14 protein-coding genes are annotated in these 17,445 nt (G+C 62.0%); 10 read left to right on the plus strand and 4 right to left on the minus strand.

Annotated elements, in window-relative coordinates:
• Positions 1-7 precede the first annotated feature (7 nt).
• The 6 genes from hisS (at position 8) to ACJ8PL_RS21875 (ending at position 6,145) form a co-directional block, all read left to right on the plus strand.
• Positions 8-1,282 (plus strand): histidine--tRNA ligase, encoded by a 1,275-nt coding sequence (gene hisS, locus ACJ8PL_RS21850; protein WP_239442439.1) that lies wholly within the window; start codon positions 8-10, stop codon positions 1,280-1,282.
• 13 nt (positions 1,283-1,295) lie between these two features.
• Positions 1,296-1,916, plus strand: coding sequence for a YfgM family protein (locus ACJ8PL_RS21855; RefSeq protein ID WP_442531383.1), 621 nt, complete (start codon positions 1,296-1,298; stop codon positions 1,914-1,916).
• Between the two features lie 11 nt (positions 1,917-1,927).
• On the plus strand, positions 1,928-3,109 hold the full coding sequence (bamB, locus tag ACJ8PL_RS21860; protein ID WP_116404010.1) for an outer membrane protein assembly factor BamB: 1,182 nt from the start codon (positions 1,928-1,930) through the stop codon (positions 3,107-3,109).
• A 255-nt stretch (positions 3,110-3,364) separates the two neighbouring features.
• On the plus strand, positions 3,365-4,855 hold the full coding sequence (gene der / locus ACJ8PL_RS21865) for a ribosome biogenesis GTPase Der (RefSeq protein ID WP_015378774.1): 1,491 nt from the start codon (positions 3,365-3,367) through the stop codon (positions 4,853-4,855).
• Between the two features lie 98 nt (positions 4,856-4,953).
• Positions 4,954-5,910: an AEC family transporter gene (locus ACJ8PL_RS21870; protein ID WP_048795796.1), complete on the plus strand. Its 957-nt coding sequence runs from the start codon at positions 4,954-4,956 to the stop codon at positions 5,908-5,910.
• Positions 5,911-5,923: 13 nt separating this feature from the next.
• Complete coding sequence (locus ACJ8PL_RS21875; protein WP_028127372.1) at positions 5,924-6,145, plus strand: zinc ribbon domain-containing protein; 222 nt, start codon at positions 5,924-5,926, stop codon at positions 6,143-6,145.
• A 4-nt stretch (positions 6,146-6,149) separates the two neighbouring features.
• On the opposite strand, the gene ACJ8PL_RS21880 is transcribed toward ACJ8PL_RS21875, so the two are convergent.
• The 3 genes from ACJ8PL_RS21880 to ACJ8PL_RS21890 all read right to left on the minus strand — a co-directional run bounded on the left by ACJ8PL_RS21880 (position 6,150) and on the right by ACJ8PL_RS21890 (position 8,662).
• Positions 6,150-6,491 (minus strand): protealysin inhibitor emfourin, encoded by a 342-nt coding sequence (locus ACJ8PL_RS21880; RefSeq protein WP_016929750.1) that lies wholly within the window; start codon positions 6,489-6,491, stop codon positions 6,150-6,152.
• Positions 6,491-7,516 (minus strand): M4 family metallopeptidase, encoded by a 1,026-nt coding sequence (locus tag ACJ8PL_RS21885; protein WP_033639624.1) that lies wholly within the window; start codon positions 7,514-7,516, stop codon positions 6,491-6,493. Before ACJ8PL_RS21885 ends, ACJ8PL_RS21880 begins: the two co-directional genes overlap by 1 nt.
• Before the next feature lie 63 nt (positions 7,517-7,579).
• Complete coding sequence (locus tag ACJ8PL_RS21890; protein WP_079450436.1) at positions 7,580-8,662, minus strand: LacI family DNA-binding transcriptional regulator; 1,083 nt, start codon at positions 8,660-8,662, stop codon at positions 7,580-7,582.
• A gap of 359 nt (positions 8,663-9,021) precedes the next feature.
• Between ACJ8PL_RS21890 and ACJ8PL_RS21895 the strand changes: the two genes are divergently transcribed.
• Complete coding sequence (locus ACJ8PL_RS21895) at positions 9,022-10,332, plus strand: MFS transporter (protein WP_016929747.1); 1,311 nt, start codon at positions 9,022-9,024, stop codon at positions 10,330-10,332.
• Between the two features lie 11 nt (positions 10,333-10,343).
• Complete coding sequence (locus tag ACJ8PL_RS21900; RefSeq protein WP_421086040.1) at positions 10,344-12,710, plus strand: glycoside hydrolase family 31 protein; 2,367 nt, start codon at positions 10,344-10,346, stop codon at positions 12,708-12,710.
• A 3-nt stretch (positions 12,711-12,713) separates the two neighbouring features.
• Here ACJ8PL_RS21900 and xseA read toward each other — a convergent pair whose 3' ends face one another.
• Complete coding sequence (xseA, locus tag ACJ8PL_RS21905) at positions 12,714-14,090, minus strand: exodeoxyribonuclease VII large subunit (protein ID WP_115436747.1); 1,377 nt, start codon at positions 14,088-14,090, stop codon at positions 12,714-12,716.
• Positions 14,091-14,260: 170 nt separating this feature from the next.
• Here xseA and guaB point away from each other — a divergent pair, with 170 nt between their 5' ends.
• Both guaB and guaA read left to right on the plus strand, forming a co-directional pair.
• Entirely contained in the window at positions 14,261-15,724 is a 1,464-nt protein-coding gene (guaB, locus tag ACJ8PL_RS21910; protein ID WP_004941460.1) for an IMP dehydrogenase, read from the plus strand.
• 103 nt (positions 15,725-15,827) lie between these two features.
• On the plus strand, positions 15,828-17,405 hold the full coding sequence (gene guaA, locus ACJ8PL_RS21915; protein ID WP_442531384.1) for a glutamine-hydrolyzing GMP synthase: 1,578 nt from the start codon (positions 15,828-15,830) through the stop codon (positions 17,403-17,405).
• Positions 17,406-17,445: the final 40 nt, after the last annotated feature.

The raw sequence follows: 17,445 nt of genomic DNA on the forward strand, positions 1-17,445 counted from the left end.
AACTCACGTGGCAAAGAACATTCAAGCCATTCGCGGCATGAACGACTACCTGCCGGAAGAAACGGCATTATGGCAGCGTATTGAAGGCACCCTCAAGCAGGTGCTGGGCGGCTACGGTTACAGCGAAATCCGGTTGCCGATTGTAGAGCAGACCCCGTTATTCAAACGCGCGATCGGCGAAGTGACCGACGTCGTGGAAAAAGAGATGTATACCTTCGAAGACCGCAACGGCGAAAGCCTGACGCTGCGTCCGGAAGGGACGGCTGGCTGCGTGCGCGCCGGCATCGAACATGGTCTGCTGTACAATCAGGAACAGCGTCTGTGGTACATCGGCCCGATGTTCCGCTACGAGCGCCCGCAGAAGGGGCGTTACCGTCAGTTCCATCAGCTGGGCGCGGAAGTGTTCGGCCTGCAGGGCCCGGATATCGACGCCGAGCTGATCCTGCTGACCGCCCGTTGGTGGAAAGCGCTGGGCATCGCCGAGCACGTCAAGCTGGAGCTGAACTCCATCGGCTCGCTGGAGGCGCGCGCCAACTACCGCGACGCGCTGGTGGCGTTCCTGGAGCAGCACGTCGAGGTGCTGGACGAAGACTGCAAACGCCGTATGTACAGCAACCCGCTGCGCGTGCTGGACTCCAAGAATCCTGAGGTGCAGGCGCTGCTGAACGACGCGCCGCGCCTGTCCGAGTACCTGGATGAAGAATCCCGTGCTCACTTCGCCGGTCTGTGTGAACTTTTGGCGCAGGCAGGTATCCCATATACCGTTAACGAGCGCCTGGTGCGCGGTCTGGATTACTACAACCGCACCGTGTTTGAGTGGGTGACCACCAGCCTGGGCGCGCAGGGCACCGTCTGCGCGGGCGGCCGTTACGACGGTCTGGTCGAGCAACTGGGCGGCCGCTCCACCCCGGCGGTCGGTTTCGCCATGGGCCTGGAGCGTCTGGTGCTGCTGGTGCAGGCGGTCAACCCGGAATTCAAGGCGCCGTCGGCTATCGACGTGTACGTCATCTCTTCCGGCGCGGGCACCCAGAGCGCGGCGATGCGGCTGGCTGAGCAGGTGCGCGACGCGGCGCCGCAGCTGAAGCTGATGACCAATTACGGCGGCGGCAACTTCAAGAAGCAGATCACCCGTGCGGACAAATGGGGCGCGCGCATCGCGCTGATCCTGGGTGAGAGCGAAGTGGCGGCGCAGCAGGTGGTGGTGAAAGACCTGCGCAGTGGTGAACAAGAAACGCTGGCGCAAAGCGAAGTCGCTGCGCGTCTGGCTTTGATGTTAGGTTAAGGAGAAGGACACCGTGGAAGTCTATACCACTGAAAACGAACAAGTCGACGCACTGCGTCGGTTCTTTGCCGAGAACGGCAAAGCGCTGGCGGTGGGCGTGGTGCTCGGAATTGGTGCCCTGGTTGGCTGGCGTTACTGGCAGAGCCATGAAAACTCCAACATGATGGCGGCATCGCAATCCTATCAGGAAGCCAGCGATCGTCTGGCGGCCGGCAAGCCGGATGACGTGGCTGCCGCGGAGAAATTTGTCCAGGCCAACGGCAACAGCTACGGCGTACTGGCCGCGCTGCAGTTGGCCAAGCACTTTGTCGAACAGAATGATTTCGCCAAGGCGGGACAGCAGCTGACGTTGGCGCAGGGCCAGACCAAAGACGACAACCTGTTGGCGATGATCGACCTGCGTCTGGCGCGCGTCCAGCTGCAGGAGAAAAAGCTGGATGAAGCGCTGAAAACGTTGGATGGCGTGAAAGGCGAAGGCTGGGCGGCGATGATGCAGGATGTGCGCGGCGATGTATTGCTGGCCAAGGGCGACGCCAAGGGCGCGCGCGAAGCTTACAGCAAAGGCATTGAGTCCAATGCTTCTCAGGCGCTGCAGGTTCTGCTGCGCATGAAATTGAATAACTTGTCCAGCTAAGGGGAATTCCCATGCAATTGCGTAAAACACTCTTGGTCGGACTGGTTTCCGCTGCCTTGCTGAGTGGTTGCTCGCTGTTTAACAGCGAAGAAGACGTGGTTACCATGTCGCCGTTGCCGAAAGTTGAAAATCAGTTTACGCCGAGCAAGGCGTGGAGCACCTCGGTGGGCGACGGCATCGGTGAGTATTACTCCCACCTGCGTCCGGCCTATCAGGACAGCACCATTTACGCCGCCGATCGCTTCGGCATCGTGAAAGCGATGGATGCCGACAGCGGCAACGAGAAGTGGAAGGTCAATCTCTCCGAGAAGACCGGCTTCTTCTCCAGCAACCTGTCTGCGCTGCTGTCGGGCGGCCTGACGGTCGCGGGCGACAAGGTTTACGTCGGCAGCGAAAAAGCGGTGGTTTACGCATTGAACACCGTCGATGGCGCCATCGCCTGGCAGACCAAAGTGGCCGGCGAAGCGATCTCCCGTCCGGTTGTCAGCGACGGTATGGTGTTGGTGCACACCTCCAACGGCATGCTGCAGGCGCTGAATGAAGCCGACGGCGCGGTGAAGTGGACGGTTAACCTGGATATGCCTTCGCTGTCGCTGCGCGGTGAATCCGCGCCGGCCGTCGCCTTTGGCGCCGCCATCGTCGGCGGTGACAACGGCCGCGTCAGCGCCGTGCTGATGCAGCAGGGCCAGATTATCTGGCAACAGCGCATTTCTCAGCCGAGCGGCGCGACCGAAATCGATCGCCTGAACGACGTGGACACCACGCCGGTGATCGTTGACGGCGTGGTCTACGCGCTGGGTTACAACGGCAACCTGACGGCGCTGGATCTGCGTTCCGGCCAGATCATCTGGAAACGCGAACTGGGTTCGGTGAATGATTTCATCGTCGACGCGGGCCGCATCTACCTGATCGACCAGAACGATCGCGTGGTGGCGCTCAGCACCGAAGGCGGCGTGACCGTGTGGACGCAGAGCGATCTGCTGCACCGTAACCTGACGCCGCCGGTGATGTATAATGGTTATCTGGTGACCGGTGACGCCGAAGGCTATCTGCATTGGATCAACACCACCGATGGCCGTTTTGTCGCCCAGCAGGAAGTGGACAGCTCCGGCTTCCTGTCTGCGCCGATGGTGGCCAGCGACAAGCTGGTCATCCAGGCTCGCGGCGGGAAAGTTTACGCTTTCACCCGCTAACGCCGCTCGTCGTGATCCTTCTTGCGCCCGAAAGATTTCGGGTTGCAGCCAGGCGGCAAGCGCATGAGCCCTCGGGAGCTTAGTGAGCTAAGTGACCGAGGCGAAGGTGCGCAGACAACGCCGCTGTGGCGCGAAAGATGAAGGGGAAAACGGCTCCTGAATGTTCAGGGGCCGTTTCGTATTTTATAAGCTGCACCGCTGGTGTCTATCCACAGTGCAGTAACGCATTGATTATTAAGTAATGAGGCTTCAACAATGATACCTGTCGTCGCGCTGGTCGGGCGCCCGAATGTGGGTAAATCCACCTTGTTCAACCGTTTAACCCATACGCGTGATGCGCTGGTGGCGGATTTCCCGGGGCTGACGCGTGACCGCAAGTATGGTCGTGCTGAAATCGAAGGCAATGAATTCATCATCGTCGATACCGGCGGCATCGACGGCACCGAAGACGGCGTCGAAACGCGCATGGCCGGCCAGTCGCTGCTGGCGATCGAAGAAGCGGATATCGTGCTGTTCATGGTCGACGCCCGCGCTGGGCTGATGCCGGCGGATCAGGGCATCGCCCAGCACCTGCGCAGCCGCCAGAAGGCGACCTTCCTGGTGGCCAACAAGACCGACGGCCTGGATCCGGACACCGCCACCGCCGATTTCTACTCGCTCGGCCTGGGGGAAGTGTTTGCTATCGCCGCTTCTCACGGCCGCGGCGTGACCCAGCTGATCGAACACGTGCTGGTGCCGTTCGTGCCGGAAAAACCGGAGGACGTCGAACTGACCGAGGAAGAGGCCAACGCCGCTTACTGGGCTGAGCAAAACGGTGAAACGCTGGAAGGCGAAGAAGACGAAGAGCCGGAAGAAGCGTTCAACCCGCAGGATCTGCCGATCAAGCTGGCGATCGTCGGCCGCCCGAACGTCGGTAAGTCTACGCTCACTAACCGCATCCTGGGCGAGGAGCGCGTGGTGGTGTATGACATGCCGGGCACCACCCGCGACAGCATCTACATTCCAATGGTGCGCGACGAACGTGAATACGTGCTGATCGACACCGCCGGGGTGCGCAAACGCGGCAAGGTGACCGAAACCGTCGAGAAATTCTCGGTGATCAAGACCCTGCAGGCGATTGAAGACGCCAACGTGGTGCTGCTGGTGATCGACGCGCGTGAAGGCATCTCCGATCAGGATCTCTCGCTGCTCGGCTTTATCCTCAATAGTGGGCGCTCACTGGTGATTGCGGTCAACAAATGGGACGGCATGAGTGAAGAAGATCGCGAGCATGTGAAAGAAATGCTCGATCTGCGTCTGGGCTTCGTCGACTTCGCGCGCGTGCACTTCATTTCCGCCCTGCACGGCAGCGGCGTCGGCAACCTGTTCGAATCGGTACAGGAAGCCTACGAGTGCGCAACCCGCCGCGTAAACACCTCGATGCTGACCAAAATCATGCAGATGGCGGTGGACGATCACCAGCCGCCGTTGGTGCGCGGCCGCCGCGTGAAGCTGAAATACGCCCACGCCGGCGGTTACAACCCGCCGATCGTGGTGATCCACGGCAACCAGGTCAGCGATCTGTCCGATTCGTACAAGCGCTATCTGATGAACTACTTCCGCCGTTCGCTGAACGTGATGGGGACGCCGATCCGCATCCAGTTCAAAGAGGGTGACAACCCGTTCGCCGGTAAACGCAATCTGCTGACGCCAACCCAGATGCGTAAGCGCAAGCGCCTGATGAGCCACCTGAAAAAGAGCAAGTAATCGCTCATGAGGGGCGCGGCAGTGATGCCGCGCCCTTTTTTATTGGCCCGAAATCGTTTTATTATCTGAGGATTACCTCGCCTGCCTGAAGGAACACCATGTCCTGGGAAACCTGGAGTTTTGCGTTTAACGTCACCGTGCCGAATTTGCTGATGATGCTGCTGGGGATCCTGCTGCGCCATTGGCGCCTGATGGATGACCGTTTCGTCGACGGCGCGACCCGCCTGGTGTTCAATTTGGCGCTGCCGTGCCTGCTGTTTTTCAGCATCGCCACCAACCATCCGCAACTGCTTGGCAATCTGCCGCTGGTGCTGTTCGGCGCAGTCGGCACGCTGGCGACCTTCCTGCTCTTGGAGCTGGCGGCCAAGTGGCTGGTGAAAGAACCGCGTGAGCGCGGGGTGTTCGTACAGGGCGGCTTTCGCGCCAACACCGCCATCGTCGGTCTGGCCTACGCCATGACCGCCTACGGCAGCGAAGGCATTGCGCTCGCCTCGCTGTACCTGACCGTGACGGTGATCCTGTTCAACATACTGTCGGTCATCACCCTCACGCGCAGCCTGCAGGGCGGGCAGGGCAAGAAAATCAGCCACCTGTCGCTGCTGCGCAGCATCGTCACCAATCCGCTGATCATCGGCCTAGTGTGCGGGCTGCTGTATGCGCAAACCGGGCTGGGCATTCCGACCGTGATCCGCCAGACCGGCAGCTATATCTCCGCGCTGTCGCTGCCGTTGGCGCTGCTGTGCACCGGCGCCAGCCTGGATTTCCGCGCCATGTTCCGCTCGTCCAACGTGGCGGCGCTGTCGTCGGCGGCCAAGCTGTTTCTGGTGCCGTTCCTGATGACGCTGGCCGGCTGGCTGTGCGGGTTTCACGGCGCGGCGTTGGGCATCATCTTCCTGTTTTCCGCCACGCCGACCGCTTCGGGCAGCTATGTGATGACGCGCGCCATGGGCGGCAACGCCACGCTGGCGGCTAACATTATCGCTATCACCACCGTCGGGTCGTTCTTCACCACCGCGTTGGGGATCTATTTCTTGCGCTCATGGGGCGCGATTTAACCTGGGAGCCGTTATGGATGCGCATTGTCCGCACTGTCGTCAGACCATGAATTGGGTAGCGGGTCACTACCATTGTGCCGCCTGTCAGCGTGATTATCGGCAGCAGGCTAGCTGCCCGGAGTGCGGGCAGCCGCTGCAAGAGTTGAAGGCCTGCGGGGCGGTGGATTACCTGTGCCAGAACGGGCACGGGCTGATCTCCAAAAAACGGGTGAATTTCAGCTATCAGCCGCTGTAAGCCCTCACTCATCCACCTGGCCGGTTTTCCACAGATCCACCAGCGCTTGCGGCGCGCTGCTTTCCGGGATTAACAGCACGATCTCGGTGCTCAGGGTGGGGCTGGTGTAGTTGATCTGTACGCGGTAGTAGCGCTGGTCACCGCAGCCGGGGGAGTTGGGCTGGCCTTCTTCCTGCGCATAGGGCAGCGTCTGGTTCAGCAACTGATTCAGGCGCTGCCGCTGTTCCGGCGTGATATCGGCCAGCGCGATGCGGCGCTGGCCCGCCAGTTTGGGAATGTAGGCGAAGCCTCCCTCGCGCGCCAGCTCAATGACCGTATCCTGATTGAGCGTCGGCAGCGGTTTCATTATTCCACCCCCACCTGATGCCAGGCTTGCTGCACCTTGTCCGCCACGCTCTGGTCGAAACGCGCTTGCGCATGTTTCACCGTGGCGCGGGCGAAGGTGGCGAAGTCGGCATTTTGCGGCAGCGCTTTGTCGCACACCGTGTCATACCAGACGTAGCCGGCTTTCTCCCAGGCGAAGCCGCCGAGCGCCGTCGCCGCCAGGTAGAAGGCGCGGTTGGGAATGCCGGAGTTGAGGTGCACGCCGCCGTTGTCTTCCTTGGTCTGGATGTAATCCTTCATGCTGGCGGGCTGCGGATCTTTGCCCAGCAGCGGGTCATCGTAGGCGGTGCCGGGGGCCGACATCGAGCGCAGCCCTTTGCCTTTAATGCCCTTGGCGAGCAGCCCGGCGCCGATCAGCCAGTCGGCTTTATCGGCGGTTTGCTGCAGGTGGAACTGCTTGACCAACGAGCCGAATACGTCGGACAGCGATTCATTGAGCGCCCCGGACTGCTGGTAGTAGATCAGCCCGGCTTCACTCTCGGTCACGCCGTGCGCCAGCTCGTGGCCGACCACGTCGATGGCGATGGTGAAACGGTTGAAAATCTCGCCGTCGCCGTCGCCGAACACCATTTGTTGGCCGTTCCAGAAGGCATTCTGGTACTCCTTGCCGTAGTGTACGCTGCCGACCAGCGGCAGCCCTTGGTTATCCAGTGAGTTGCGGCGGTAGGCCTGCCAGAAGAAATCGTAGGTGACGCCGAGGTAGTCGTAGGCTTCGTCCACCGCCACATCGTGGTTGCTGGGCTGGCCCTCTTTGCGCACCGGTTTGCCAGGCAGTTGGGTGCCGTTCTGGGCGTCGTAGATATCGCGGAGCGCTTCGCCGGCTCGGGCGTTTTTCTCGGTCGGCGAACGCAGCGGCTTGTTGCCGAGCAGGCTTTGCACGTGGTTCAGGGTGTGCAGCGCGCAGTCGCGCTGCGGGGCGTTGCCGTGTTCAATGATGCGGCGCAGCATGTAGGGAGGAATGACGGAACGCATGCGCTGGGCTGGCATAGTGGCTCTCCTTAGGCAAAAAATTTTACCTCATCGAATGAATGCACTGTGCCTAAGTGTAGCCTACTCGTCATAAAGCCTGTGGTCATGCGTGCTCACCGCCGGCGCGGTCTTGTGCGGGCTGATGCGCCGCACCGAGGCGCGCACCGCCAGCCGGCCGTGCAGCAGCAGATTGCACGGCGGCGCGTCGGCGCGCAGCATGCGCCGCTGCAGCAGTTGGATCGCTTCGTAACCCAGTTCGTCGCGCGGCACCTGCACCGAGGTCAGCGGCACGTCATGGATTTCCGCCAGGTTGAAGCCGTCGGTGCTCATCACCGACACGTCGCCCGGCACGTTCAGCCCCCGCTTGTTGAGCGCCTTGACCGCCCCGACCGCCATGTAGTCGCCGCCGGCCAGGATCGCCGTCGGCAGCGGGGCGTGACCGTGGATGCCGTTGAGATAGGTGGTCAGCGCCTGCTCGGCCTCTTCGCCTCCGAAGCCGGAGGTGGTGATCAGATGGCGGCCGTCGTCGAACGGCAGATGATGCCGGGCGTAGGCCTGCCGGATGCCCGCCAGCCGCAGCTCCATGGTGTGGCGGCGCAGACACTGCAGGTTGAGAATATGGCTGTGCCCCTGCTGGAACAGGTAGCTGGCGGAGTAATCGCCGATCAGCTGATGATCCGGCGAGACGCTGTCCAGCCGCATCTGCCGATCGCTGCAGTTGATCAGCACGCAGGGCTTGGGCAGATCGGCGGCCAGGGTGTGGATATGCTCGTCGTCGATGCCGATGATCAGCGCCGCTTCGGTGTGCGGATCGCTCATCTTTTCCAGAAACAGCGCGCCGTCGCTGTGTTGCTCTTCCAGCCCGCAGTAGCGGATGCGCACCTCGTGCTCCATCAGCGCGGCGGCAATGCCCTGAATGACCTTGTAGTAGAAGATGTCGGTGCGCACGTCGAACGCGCGCTGCGGCGCGAACACCATCACGTTGTTCAGCATCAGCCGGCCGCTGGAAATGCCCTGCAGAATGCCATTTTGTTGCGCACAGTCCAACACCTTGCGGCGCGCCTCGGCGCTGGTGTTGGCCTTGCCGGCCAGCACGCGGGAAACGGTGCTGATCGACAGCCCGGTTTGGCGGGCGATCTCCTGGATTTTCAGCTTTCCGTTCATTTTGTGATCTCCTTCAAATTCGTCCATGAGAATATTTTCACTGCGCATTTTCAGCGTCTTGACCGGATTTAACGGTCATTATGGCTATTTTTTCACCCGCCAGTGAAAATCTTTGCAAAAAACCCCGTTTCGCTGTGCGCTATCGCTGAGTAGTCTGCATTGGTACACCAATTTTAACGACCTGTCAGTCCAATTTTAACGGTGTGCGAAAAAGAAAACAAAAAATAAATCATGGGGTTGTGATTGTCTGTCGGCAAATGATACGGCGCCGATCCGTTTTCACCGTCCCGTGTTTGATAGCACAACGTACCCTACCAAAACGCGCGTCGCCGTAGCCGGCCGCCGCGGGGAGAGAACCGATGAGTGTGGAGATCAATCAGGCGGTCGCGCAGAGCGGCCGGCGCAAGTTCAAATCGCTGCGCTGGTGGATGCTGGCGCTGTTCTTGCTGGGCGTGACGGTCAACTACATCACCCGCAACTCGCTGGGCATTCTGGCGCCGGAGCTGAAATCCAGCCTGAACATGAGCACCGAGCAATATGCCTGGGTAGTGGCGTCGTTCCAGCTGGCCTACACAGTGTTCCAGCCGATCTGCGGCTGGCTGATCGACGTTATCGGCCTGAAGATGGGCTTTCTGATCTGCGCCGGCATTTGGGCGGTGGTATGCATGCTGCACGCCGGCGCCGGCAGCTGGCTGCAATTGGCCATTCTGCGCTTCTTCATGGGGGGCGCGGAGGCGGCGGCCACCCCGGCCAACGCCAAGGCGATCTCCGACTGGTTCCCGAAAAAGGAGCGGCCGATCGCCGCCGGCTGGGCGGGCGTCGGTTTCTCCATCGGCGCCATGCTGGCGCCGCCGATCATTGTCATCGCTCACGTCTCCTTCGGCTGGCAGGGGGCGTTCCTGTTCTCCGGCGGGTTGGCGCTGATCTGGGTAGTGCTGTGGTGGCTGTTCTACCACTCGCCGCAGCAGCACCCGAACCTTAGCCAGCAGGAGTTGGATCTGATCCGCGAAGACAACGAGCCGGTGTTGCCGAAGCTGCCGTTCTTCACTTCGCTGGCCAGCCTGTGCAAGAACAAGAAGTTTTACGGCATTGCCATCCCGGCCTTTCTCGCCGAGCCGGCCTGGGCGGTATTCAGTTTCTGGGTGCCGCTGTACCTGGCCACCGAACGCGGCATGGATCTGAAACAGATCGCGATGTTCGCCTGGCTGCCGTTCCTGGCGGCAGATATCGGCAGCGTCGCCAGCGGCTATCTCACCACCCTGTATCGCAAATGGTTCGGCTGCAGCCGCGTCAACTCGGTGGTCGCCAGCTCGGTGACCGGCGCTTTCCTGATGGTGTCGCTGGCGTTCGTCGCGATCACCCAAAATCCCTATGTGGCGATCGCGCTGATCTCGATCGGCGGCTTCGGCCACCAGGTGATCTCCTGCATGCTCAGCGCGCTGGTGGTGGAGTCGTTCGATAAAAACCAGATGGCGACGGTCAACGGCATGCGCGGCTCCAGCGCCTGGATCGCCAGCTTCCTGTTCACGCTGCTGATCGGCGCGGTGTCCGACACCATCGGCTTCAACCCGCTGTTTATCGCCATGGGCTTCTTCGATCTGATCGGCGCTGTGTTCCTGATTGCCCTGATCGCCGAGCGCGGCGGTAAGAAAACCCCTTCACACAGCTAAGTGGAATATGTATGAAAACGTTGAAAAATTGGACGCTGGCGGCGCAGCATGCCGACCATGTCGAGCTGCTGGTCGATGAACGTCACCGTTTCTGTCTGTACGTGTTGGAAGACGGTTTGTTCCGCGTGTTGATCAAGCGCAACGGCGAGCTGGCGCTGGATCGCACCTGGAGCATCGCGCCGCAGGAGGATGTGCCTTGGGAAGGGCGCGAACGGCTCAGCGTCGCCGGCTTCAGCCTGCCGGGCTATCAGCTGCGCCAGGAGAGCGGTCGGCTGGTGGTCAGCACGCCGCTGCTGCGGGTGACGGTGCATCAGCCGCTGTGGTTGGAATGGGAGCATTGCAATGCCGCTGGCGAGTGGCGGCCGCTGGCGGCGGATCGGCCGACCAGCGCCTACCTGCTCAATGCGCACGGCGACGGCGTGGCGCACTACCAACGCCGCTTCGCCGATGAGCGCTATTACGGCCTGGGGGAGAAAACCGGCGATCTGGAGCGCACCGGCCGCCGCTTCGAGATGCGCAATCTGGACGCCATGGGGTACAACGCGGCCAGCACCGATCCGCTGTACAAACACATTCCGTTCACCATCACCCGTGGGCCGGAGGCGAGCTTTGGCCTGTTCTACGATAACCTGAGCAGCTGCTGGCTGGATCTGGGCAACGAGATAGACAACTACCATACGGCCTATCGCCGCTATCAGGCCGAAGCGGGCGATCTGGATTACTACCTGTTCCTCGGGCCGAAGGTATTGGACGTCACCAAGGCGTTCGTGCGCCTGACCGGCCGCACCCACTTCGGGCCGAAGTGGAGCCTGGGCTACAGCGGCTCGACCATGCACTACACCGACGCGCCGGACGCCCAGCAGCAGCTGCAACAGTTCATTGCGCTGTGCCGCCAGCACGCCATTCCCTGCGACTCTTTCCAACTGTCGTCGGGCTACACCTCGATCAACAACAAGCGCTACGTGTTCAACTGGAACTACGACAAGGTGCCGCAGCCCAGGCTGCTCAGCCAGGCGTTTCACGACGCCGGCCTCAGGCTGGCGGCCAACATCAAGCCGTGCCTGCTGCAGGATCACCCGCAGTATCAGGCGGTGGCGGCGCAGGGGCTGTTTATCCGCGATTCGCAAAGCGACGCGCCGGAACGCTCCAGCTTCTGGGACGACGAAGGATCGCACCTCGACTTCACCAATCCGGCGACGGTGCGCTGGTGGCAGCAGGGTGTCACGCAGCAGTTGCTGGAGATGGGCATCGATTCCACCTGGAATGACAACAACGAATACGAAGTGTGGGACGGCGAAGCGCGCTGCCACGGCTTCGGGCGCCCGATCGCCATCAAGCATATCCGACCGGTGATGCCATTGCTGATGATGCGCGCCTCGATGGAGGCCCAGCAGCGCTTCGCGCCGCAGCGGCGGCCGTACCTGATCTCGCGCTCCGGCTGCGCCGGCATGCAGCGCTACGTGCAGACCTGGAGCGGCGACAACCGCACCAGTTGGCAGACGCTGCGCTACAACATCCGCATGGGGCTGGGCATGAGCCTGTCCGGGCTGTATAACCTCGGCCACGACGTCGGCGGCTTCTCCGGCGACAAACCGGACGCGGAGCTGCTGGTGCGCTGGGTGCAAAATGGCGTGATGCACCCGCGTTTCACCATCCACTCCTGGAACGACGATGCTACGGTCAACGAGCCCTGGATGTACCCGGGCGCCACCCCGGCGGTGCGCGAGGCGATCAACCTGCGTTACCGGCTGTTGCCGTATTTCTACACCTTGCTGTGGCAGGCCTGCACCGACGATGAGCCGATGCTGCGCCCGACTTTTCTCGATCACGAACAGGATGCGCGCACCTTCGGCGAGAACGACGATTTTCTGATCGGCCGCGATCTGCTGGTGGCCAGCGTGGTGGAACCGGGGCAACGTCGCCGTTCGGTGTATCTGCCGGATAACGGCGAAGGCTGGTACTGCTTCTACAGCGGCCAGTGGTTCGGCGGCGGCCAGACGGTGACGCTGGCGGCGCCGCTGGAGCGTCTGCCGCTGCTGGTGCGCGCCGGGGCGGCGCTACCGCTGTCGCAGCGGCTGGCGCATGTGGACGTGGCCGCCGACGATCGGCGCAAGCTGCGGCTGTTTCCGCTCAAGGGCTGCGGCGCAAGCAGCGGGCTGTTGTTTGAGGACGACGGTGAAAGCGAAGGCTGGCGGCAGGGCGATGCGCTGTGGCTACGCTGGGAAATGCGCTGCGACCCTCAGCGCATCATGCTGGATATCACGACGGAAGGGCGTTTCCGCCCGGCCTGGCGCACGCTGCTACTCAGTCTGCCGGAAGGCGAAACGCGCGCGCTGTGGGTGAACGGCGAACCGGGCGAGCGTTTTACGCTGGAGTAAGGCTTACTCGGCCGCGCGTTTCTTGCGCGGCTTTTTGGCGACGGTGATGGTTTTCACCTCACTTTCCACCCAGCCGTCCTGCAGGCGGGTTTTCAGCAGTTCGCCGACCTGCGCCTGCTTGGTGGTTTTCAGCAGCTCGCCGCGCGGAGTTTGCGTCACGCTGTAGCCGCGCGCCAGCGTCGCCAACGGGCTGACGGTTTCCAGTTGGCTGCAGGCCACGCCGAAGCGCTGGCGGTAGGCGTTGAGCTGCCGCTCCATCGCCTGCTGCAGACGGTATTCCTGCTGCTGCACGCGCTGCTGGTAGCGGTGAATGCGGCCCTGCGGCTGCACCTGCGCCAGCCGCTGCTGGGCGCGTTCGCTGCGGCGGGCGGCCTGGCGCAGCTGCTGCTGCATGCCGTCTTCCATCCGGCGCTGCAGCTTGAACAGCAGCGTCTGCTGGCGCGCCAGGCGCAGATGCGGATGCTGCTGCTGTAAACGGTGGTGAATGCGGGTGAACTGCTGCTGGCGCTGTGCCAGGTAGTAATCCATCGCCATCTCCAGCCGCTGCTGCTGCGACTGCAGCTGGCGCAACAGCTCAAGCTGATTGCGGCTGACCAGTTCGGCGGCGGCGGAAGGGGTCGGCGCGCGCAGGTCGGCGACGAAGTCGGCGATGGTGACGTCGGTTTCATGGCCGACGGCGCTGACGATCGGAATGCGGCTGGCGAAGATCGCCCGCGCCACGCGTTCGTCGTTGAAGCTCCACAGGTCCTCCAGCGAACCGCCGCCGCGGCCGACGATCAGCACATCGCATTCGTCGCGGCGGTTGGCGGCCTCGATGGCGCGCACGATCTGCATCGGCGCTTCCGCGCCCTGCACCGAGGTGGGGTAGATGACGATCGGCAGCGACGGATCGCGCCGCTGCAACACCTGCAGGATATCGTGCAGCGCCGCGCCGCTGGCGGAGGTGATCACCCCGACGCGTTTGGCCGGCGCGGGCAGCGGCTGCTTGAACTGCTGATCGAACAGCCCTTCGGCGCTCAGGCGCTGTTTCAACTGCTCGAACTGTTGCTGCAGCAGGCCGTCGCCGGCGGGCTGCATGCTCTCGGCGATCAGCTGGTAGTCGCCGCGCGGTTCATACAGCGTGATGCTGGCGCGCACCAAGACCTGCTGGCCGTTTTGCGGCCGGAAGGTGACGCGGCGGTTGCTGTTGCGGAACATCGCGCAGCGCACCTGGGCGCGATCGTCTTTCAGCGTGAAATACCAGTGGCCGGAGGCGGGCTGGGAGAGGTTGGAGATCTCGGCGGAGAGCCAAATCTGCCCCATTTCCCTTTCCAGCAGTTGGCGAACCGTCTGATTGAGGCGGCTTACGGTAAAAATGGAAGGCGAAACAGGTAGCGACATGTGACCCAGATCAAATTTCAAAACAATCACTTAATTGGTCGATACTACATGGCTGAAAAAGGTAATCAAGACTTTTTGTAAGAAAGTGCTGGAGGCAACCGATTCCGCTCTGTATAATGCCGCGGCAATATTTTATCTTTTTCACAGCCCACCCTGGTGAGATATTGCCCATGCTACGTATCGCTAAAGAAGCTCTGACGTTTGACGACGTCCTCCTGGTTCCAGCCCACTCCACGGTTCTGCCTAACACCGCAGAGCTCGGCACTCAACTGACCAAAACCATCCGCCTGAACATCCCTATGCTGTCCGCAGCCATGGATACCGTTACCGAATCCGGTCTGGCCATCGCGCTGGCGCAGGAAGGCGGCCTGGGCTTCATCCACAAAAACATGTCCATCGAGCGCCAGGCTGAAGAAGTCAGCCGCGTGAAGAAACATGAAAGCGGCGTAGTCACTGACCCGCAGACCGTTACTCCGGCCACCACGCTGCAGGAAGTGAAAGAGCTGACCGCGCGCAACGGCTTCGCCGGTTACCCGGTCGTTACCGAAGACAACGAGCTGGTCGGCATCATCACCGGCCGCGACGTGCGCTTCGTGACCGATCTGACCCAGCCGGTGACTGCGGTGATGACGCCGAAAGATCGCCTGGTCACCGTGAAAGAAGGTGAAGCGCGCGACGTGGTGCTGCAGAAGATGCACGAAAAGCGCGTAGAAAAAGCGCTGGTGGTGGACGACAGCTTCCATCTGCTGGGCATGATCACCGTTAAAGACTTCCAGAAAGCGGAACGTAAGCCGAACGCCTGTAAAGACGAGCACGGCCGTCTGCGCGTGGGCGCGGCGGTCGGCGCCGGCGCCGGCAACGAAGAGCGCGTCGACGCGTTGGTGGCGGCAGGCGTTGACGTGCTGCTGATCGACTCCTCGCACGGCCACTCCGAAGGCGTGTTGCAGCGCATCCGCGAAACCCGCGCCAAATACCCGGATCTGCAGATCGTCGGCGGCAACGTCGCGACCGCAGCGGGCGCCAAAGCGCTGGCTGAAGCCGGCGTGAGCGCGGTGAAAGTGGGTATCGGCCCTGGCTCCATCTGCACTACCCGTATCGTGACCGGCGTGGGCGTGCCGCAGATCACCGCCATCGCCGACGCGGTGGAAGCACTGGAAGGCACCGGCATCCCGGTTATCGCCGATGGTGGCATCCGCTTCTCCGGCGACATCGCCAAAGCGATCGCCGCGGGCGCATCCTGCGTGATGGTTGGCTCCATGCTGGCGGGCACCGAAGAATCCCCGGGCGAAATCGAGCTGTATCAGGGCCGTTCGTTCAAATCTTACCGCGGCATGGGCTCGCTGGGCGCGATGTCCAAAGGCTCTTCCGACCGTTACTTCCAGACCGATAACGCCGCCGACAAACTGGTGCCGGAAGGTATCGAAGGCCGCGTGGCCTATAAAGGCATGCTGAAAGCCATCGTGCACCAGCAGATGGGCGGCCTGCGCTCCTGCATGGGCCTGACCGGCTGCGCCACCATCGACGATCTGCGCACCAAGGCGGAGTTCGTGCGCATCAGCGGCGCCGGCATTCAGGAAAGCCACGTGCACGACGTGACCATCACCAAAGAGTCACCGAACTACCGCATGGGCTGATGCCTTAACCTCTCCTGAGTGAGAGGCCGGGGTGGGGCGCCAAGCCCCATCCCGAAAACATACATTTTCGCTCTTTTTCTCTTGTTGCTGGAATTCGCCTCACATGACACAAAATATCCATAAGCATCGCATCCTGATACTGGACTTCGGTTCGCAATACACCCAACTGGTCGCCCGCCGCGTGCGCGAAATCGGCGTTTACTGCGAACTGTGGGCCTGGGACGTTAGCGAAGAGCAGATCCGCGAATTCAACCCAAGCGGCATCATCCTGTCCGGCGGCCCGGAAAGCACCACCGAAGCCGACAGCCCGCGCGCCCCTGACTACGTGTTCAACGCCGGCGTGCCGGTGCTGGGCGTGTGCTACGGCATGCAGACCATGGCGATGCAGCTGGGTGGCCATGTGCAGGGCTCCAACGAACGCGAGTTCGGCTACGCGCAGGTGGAAATCGTCAACGAGAGCGCGCTGCTGCGCGACATCGAAGACGCCATCAGCCCGGCCGGCAAACCGCTGCTGGACGTGTGGATGAGCCACGGCGACAAAGTGACCGCGATCCCGTCCGACTTCGTGACCGTCGCCAGCACCGATACCTGCCCGTACGCCATTATGGCCAACGAAGAAAAACGCTTCTACGGCGTGCAGTTCCACCCGGAAGTGACCCACACCCGTCAGGGGCAGCGCATGCTGGAGCGCTTCGTACTGGACATCTGCCAGTGTGAAGCCCTGTGGACGCCGGCCACCATTATCGAAGATGCGGTCGAGCGCATCCGCGAGCAGGTGGGTGAAGACCACGTGATCCTCGGCCTGTCCGGCGGCGTTGACTCCTCCGTCACCGCGATGCTGCTGCACCGCGCCATCGGCAAGCGCCTGACCTGCGTGTTTGTCGACAACGGCCTGCTGCGCCTGAACGAAGCCAAGCAGGTGATGGAAATGTTCGGCGACCACTTCGGTCTGAACATCGTGCACGTTGAGGCGGAAAACCGCTTCCTGACCGCACTGGCGGGCGTGGACGAACCGGAAGCCAAGCGTAAAATTATCGGCCGCGTGTTCGTTGAAGTGTTCGACGAAGAAGCCTGCAAGCAAGAGCAGGTGAAATGGCTGGCGCAGGGCACCATCTATCCGGACGTGATCGAATCCGCCGCTTCCGCCACCGGCAAAGCGCACGTGATTAAGTCGCACCACAACGTGGGCGGCCTGCCGAAAGAGATGAAGCTGGGCCTGGTCGAGCCGCTGAAAGAGCTGTTCAAAGATGAAGTGCGCAAGATCGGCCTGGAGCTGGGCCTGCCGTACGACATGCTGTACCGTCACCCGTTCCCGGGCCCAGGTCTGGGCGTGCGCGTGCTGGGCGAAGTGAAGAAAGAGTACTGCGATCTGCTGCGCCGCGCCGACGCCATCTTCATCGAAGAGCTGCACAAAGCCGACCTGTACAACAAAGTCAGCCAGGCGTTCACCGTGTTCCTGCCGGTGCGTTCGGTCGGCGTGATGGGCGACGGCCGCAAATACGACTGGGTGGTCTCCCTGCGTGCGGTGGAAACCATCGACTTCATGACCGCGCACTGGGCGCACCTGCCGTATGACTTCCTCGGCCGCGTCTCCAACCGCATCATCAACGAAGTGGACGGCATCTCCCGCGTGGTGTACGACATCAGCGGCAAGCCGCCGGCGACGATTGAGTGGGAATGATTTAACGTCTGGCAACAGCCTGCACGTAAAAGCAGTAAAG

Origin of the sequence: Serratia sp. CY83965 (assembly GCF_052166375.1) — a bacterium.
Lineage (GTDB): Bacteria > Pseudomonadota > Gammaproteobacteria > Enterobacterales > Enterobacteriaceae > Serratia > Serratia marcescens.

What these genes read in the sequence shown, in the direction of transcription:
- bamB (WP_116404010.1), top strand. Translation starts at nt 1,928, where the DNA reads ATGCAATTGCGTAAAACACTCTTGGTCGGACTGGTTTCCGCTGCCTTG.
- guaB (WP_004941460.1), top strand. Translation starts at nt 14,261, where the DNA reads ATGCTACGTATCGCTAAAGAAGCTCTGACGTTTGACGACGTCCTCCTG.
- ACJ8PL_RS21885 (WP_033639624.1), bottom strand. Translation starts at nt 7,516, where the DNA reads ATGCCAGCCCAGCGCATGCGTTCCGTCATTCCTCCCTACATGCTGCGC.
- ACJ8PL_RS21875 (WP_028127372.1), top strand. Translation starts at nt 5,924, where the DNA reads ATGGATGCGCATTGTCCGCACTGTCGTCAGACCATGAATTGGGTAGCG.
- ACJ8PL_RS21880 (WP_016929750.1), bottom strand. Translation starts at nt 6,491, where the DNA reads ATGAAACCGCTGCCGACGCTCAATCAGGATACGGTCATTGAGCTGGCG.
- guaA (WP_442531384.1), top strand. Translation starts at nt 15,828, where the DNA reads ATGACACAAAATATCCATAAGCATCGCATCCTGATACTGGACTTCGGT.
- xseA (WP_115436747.1), bottom strand. Translation starts at nt 14,090, where the DNA reads ATGTCGCTACCTGTTTCGCCTTCCATTTTTACCGTAAGCCGCCTCAAT.
- ACJ8PL_RS21870 (WP_048795796.1), top strand. Translation starts at nt 4,954, where the DNA reads ATGTCCTGGGAAACCTGGAGTTTTGCGTTTAACGTCACCGTGCCGAAT.
- der (WP_015378774.1), top strand. Translation starts at nt 3,365, where the DNA reads ATGATACCTGTCGTCGCGCTGGTCGGGCGCCCGAATGTGGGTAAATCC.
- ACJ8PL_RS21900 (WP_421086040.1), top strand. Translation starts at nt 10,344, where the DNA reads ATGAAAACGTTGAAAAATTGGACGCTGGCGGCGCAGCATGCCGACCAT.
- ACJ8PL_RS21890 (WP_079450436.1), bottom strand. Translation starts at nt 8,662, where the DNA reads ATGAACGGAAAGCTGAAAATCCAGGAGATCGCCCGCCAAACCGGGCTG.
- ACJ8PL_RS21895 (WP_016929747.1), top strand. Translation starts at nt 9,022, where the DNA reads ATGAGTGTGGAGATCAATCAGGCGGTCGCGCAGAGCGGCCGGCGCAAG.